2 protein-coding genes and 1 pseudogene are annotated in these 3,100 nt (G+C 54.5%); all 3 read right to left on the bottom strand.

Features of this window, described 5'->3' with window-relative positions; translation table 11 throughout:
* A pseudogene (locus VGE80_RS02690) lies at positions 1-763 on the bottom strand (hypothetical protein); the annotation flags it as partial.
* A gap of 184 nt (positions 764-947) precedes the next feature.
* A complete protein-coding gene (locus VGE80_RS02685; protein WP_373653175.1) occupies positions 948-1,418 on the bottom strand; it encodes a hypothetical protein in 471 nt (156 codons plus the stop codon).
* 232 nt (positions 1,419-1,650) lie between these two features.
* The gene (locus VGE80_RS02680) at positions 1,651-2,592 is read right to left on the bottom strand and encodes a DUF1559 family PulG-like putative transporter (RefSeq protein ID WP_373653176.1); all 942 of its coding nucleotides are present in this window, start codon (positions 2,590-2,592) and stop codon (positions 1,651-1,653) included.
* Positions 2,593-3,100: the final 508 nt, after the last annotated feature.

Raw genomic sequence — 3,100 nt, 5'->3', positions numbered from 1 at the left:
GCGAGTCCTCCAACGGGAAGTGTGATGAGGGTAACGAGTCCTTCGGTCCCGCTACTGCAGTTAACCCAAGTGCACTCACTTCACCAGGCTGGACCGTATCGAAGCTGATACTGTCAAGTTCCACTGCGGAGGCCAATTGCGAGGGAACGACGACAATGACAGGCATCTCTGTTTCTTTCGCCAGCCATTCAGTCGTCCGGGCGAGACCGAGCAGCGCCGCAGATGCCTGGGAGGGGTCACGCACAACCAGCAAAAGTTGCACAGCGGGTGAACCGATGACTCTCGTCAACTGCCGCACTTCGGCATTCGCCGTGAACACCCGTTTGAATCGAGGGGCCCGGCCGGATTGAACGGCCCTGGTGGCCAGCTCAAGCCAGTGATTGAGCCTTCCATTTCCCGTATCGATTGGTTCCTTTCCCTGGCTTACCCCGGGATTGCTCATGCCACGGACAGGTTGCTCAGGAGCGGATGCGTTCCAATCAGGCCACAGCGACAAGGCGCAATCCGCCAGTCGATCCAGGACTTCATCCAGAATTCGGGGAACGGGAGGAAGCTGATTCCAGACGAGCGCGATGAACCGGCGTCCTTGAAGCTCTGCTGGCCCCAACCGCTTGATGGTCGCGAGCAGATCATCGGTCCGGTCGCTCACCACCTGGCGGCAGCAACCTCCCGCCAGCCCTTCGCAAAACGGCAACGGTCGTGAACCATCCCCAGCCACCATAATGATCGCCCCACGCTGGACACTCGTGATGATCGTATCCACCGAGCGTAGGGTGCTGCTTCACAAAACTGAAGTATCAGCAACGTCCCTTCGGGGTGACTCAATAAAGAAACTCGCCACCCTCGATCGGAAGAGGGGGCGAGTTTCTGGTTTGAGATTACTCTGGGCGTCTATTCTCTAATCACGGCTGCCTGGCGTGAAGCAGCCACGGACTTCACGGACTCGATCATTTCTTGGAGGTGAGTCGGAAATCGGCCGAATCAGTCCCCCCTTCAGGAACCTGGTACGTCAGCTTCGTCGTCTTGGGATCACTCATTTCCGGTGGTATCAAACTCCCTTTCGCCCCCTTCCCCCCTTGTGACTTGGCCCTTGCTTCCATCATGGCAGCGACCTGTCCTTCGTCCATTCCTGGAATACTGGTATCGATCCCCTTGGCATTGGATGTGTCAAACTTCTTGAATGAGATCTTATTGTCGCCGACTGCAGCGCCATTGACGAGTCGGTACTTCCCCTCAGAATCGGTGGTCCCGTAGCCTCCATAGGTCCCTGAAGAAAAATAGACATCCGCCCCCTGCAGCGGCTCACCATCCAGGGTCACCGTCCCCGAGACATCGACGGACTTGACTCCCCCCTTACTGCCACACCCAACAATACACGTTACTAAAATCAGAGCTGTACAGCCCAAGAATTCTCGCATCACGATACTCCACACTCCTCGAGCAGCGACAAAGAGTTGAGCGCTAGGACGAAAGCCCCGGCGCACACCATGAACCTTCACCGTTAACGTCAGTTCTGACTCAACACACTCACCGACAGTGACCTGTTGTGCCACGTCGGCCATCGTGGATAGTCACTGTCAACTGGGGGCTCACTTATCAGCGATGTCCCCCCCAGCTGCGGCCTCTCGGTTTCACTCAATCGATCTCCCTTTAGAATTCGCCCAGAATCTCGCTTCCGCTGATACTGACAATTCCATTCAGCAGATTCTGGTCAATATTCGCACTGATAAATCGTGCGGATCCGTCCCCCATTAACGCCTGGCAGCCACCCGTATGAGCGCTGCCAGCCCTCCAGGCATAGACCAGTTTCGTCGTCAGATAGTTCTGGTTAATGCCGTAGGCCGGGATGATGAAATGGGTATGAGTGTATCCGGTAACGAAGGGACCGTACGCCGTGTCCGTTTTCTGGAGCGGGGTTTCAATCATGAGAAATGTGTTGCTGGAGCCATCCTTGATGGAATGCAGTCCCGCCGACGAGTTGATTCCGAATACAGACCGGCCCGGGTTCGTATTACTGCTGTACAGTCCGCCAGTCAGGCCGTGATACTCGGTTTCTTCATGGACGAACCCGTAACTTGTTCGCTGCGCCCCCGTAATGGTGTACATATTCTGTGGCGTGTAGGTATGGGGCGTGTCGTACTCTGGATCACTTGGGCAAAGAAATCCGGCAAGTTTCAGGTTATTGAGTACGGGTTGTTCGCCCCCGCCTCCGAGTGAGTTCCAGTCTGCCTTACCTGTTGCCAGGCTGAAGTTGATCTGATTGTAGACATTGGCCTGATCGATGAACGGAAGAATGTATAAATAGCCCGTAAAGTTCCGGACCTGTCCCGGTGGAACAAAGGTCGCCGATCGTTCTGATCCCGGATTGACCGTCGACGGCGGGAACATCTGGTAGTTGTCATGGTAGTTGTGTAGAGCAAGCCCCAATTGCTTGAAGTTGTTCTTGCATTGAGTCCGTCTTGCCGCTTCACGAGCCTGCTGCACCGCGGGCAGCAGGAGTGCAATGAGAACTGCGATAATCGCAATTACGACAAGCAACTCAATCAAGGTGAACCCGGACGGGACCAAACGTTGACGACGTACGCTGGGCATCAGCGACCTTTCTCTCGAAACGTTCCGAAGAAAATGCGCGAAGTTGCGCCGAAAACAATGACAGAAGTGAAGTGAACGAAGGACATGCTTGTTGACGTTACGACAGACGTCGACGATAGCAAACAACGTTCCTTATAAAAAATCAACTCTGAGCAGTGATTTGCATTTCGAATGATCATCGCCGCAGCCTAACCACGCTTTAGCGAGTCGCTCGCTGAACGAATTGAGCGATAATTGTGGCTTTGTAACGGCACCAATCCTATCACAGGACAATGGTGGCAGTCTTAATAGCACCTGAAAAATGAGCTCAGAATTCCCTAAAATTGGCCGCAGGGAGGCGTTCACCGAACGCGGGTCGAACGGCAGCGACAGCAGTCGATGTATAGAAAGCATGCAGTAATGATTGTCTTAGTGGCAGCACCCGCCGTGGATTGCTGACTCACAGGATGGTCCTACGGCGCAGGTGGTTCAGTTCCTCGAAAATCTCTTTCGATGACCCTTCGGTTAT

The organism is Schlesneria sp. (genome assembly GCF_036405755.1).
Taxonomy (GTDB): Bacteria; Planctomycetota; Planctomycetia; order Planctomycetales; family Planctomycetaceae; genus Schlesneria; species Schlesneria sphaerica.
This window is presented reverse-complemented; position numbering and strand designations above follow the sequence as displayed.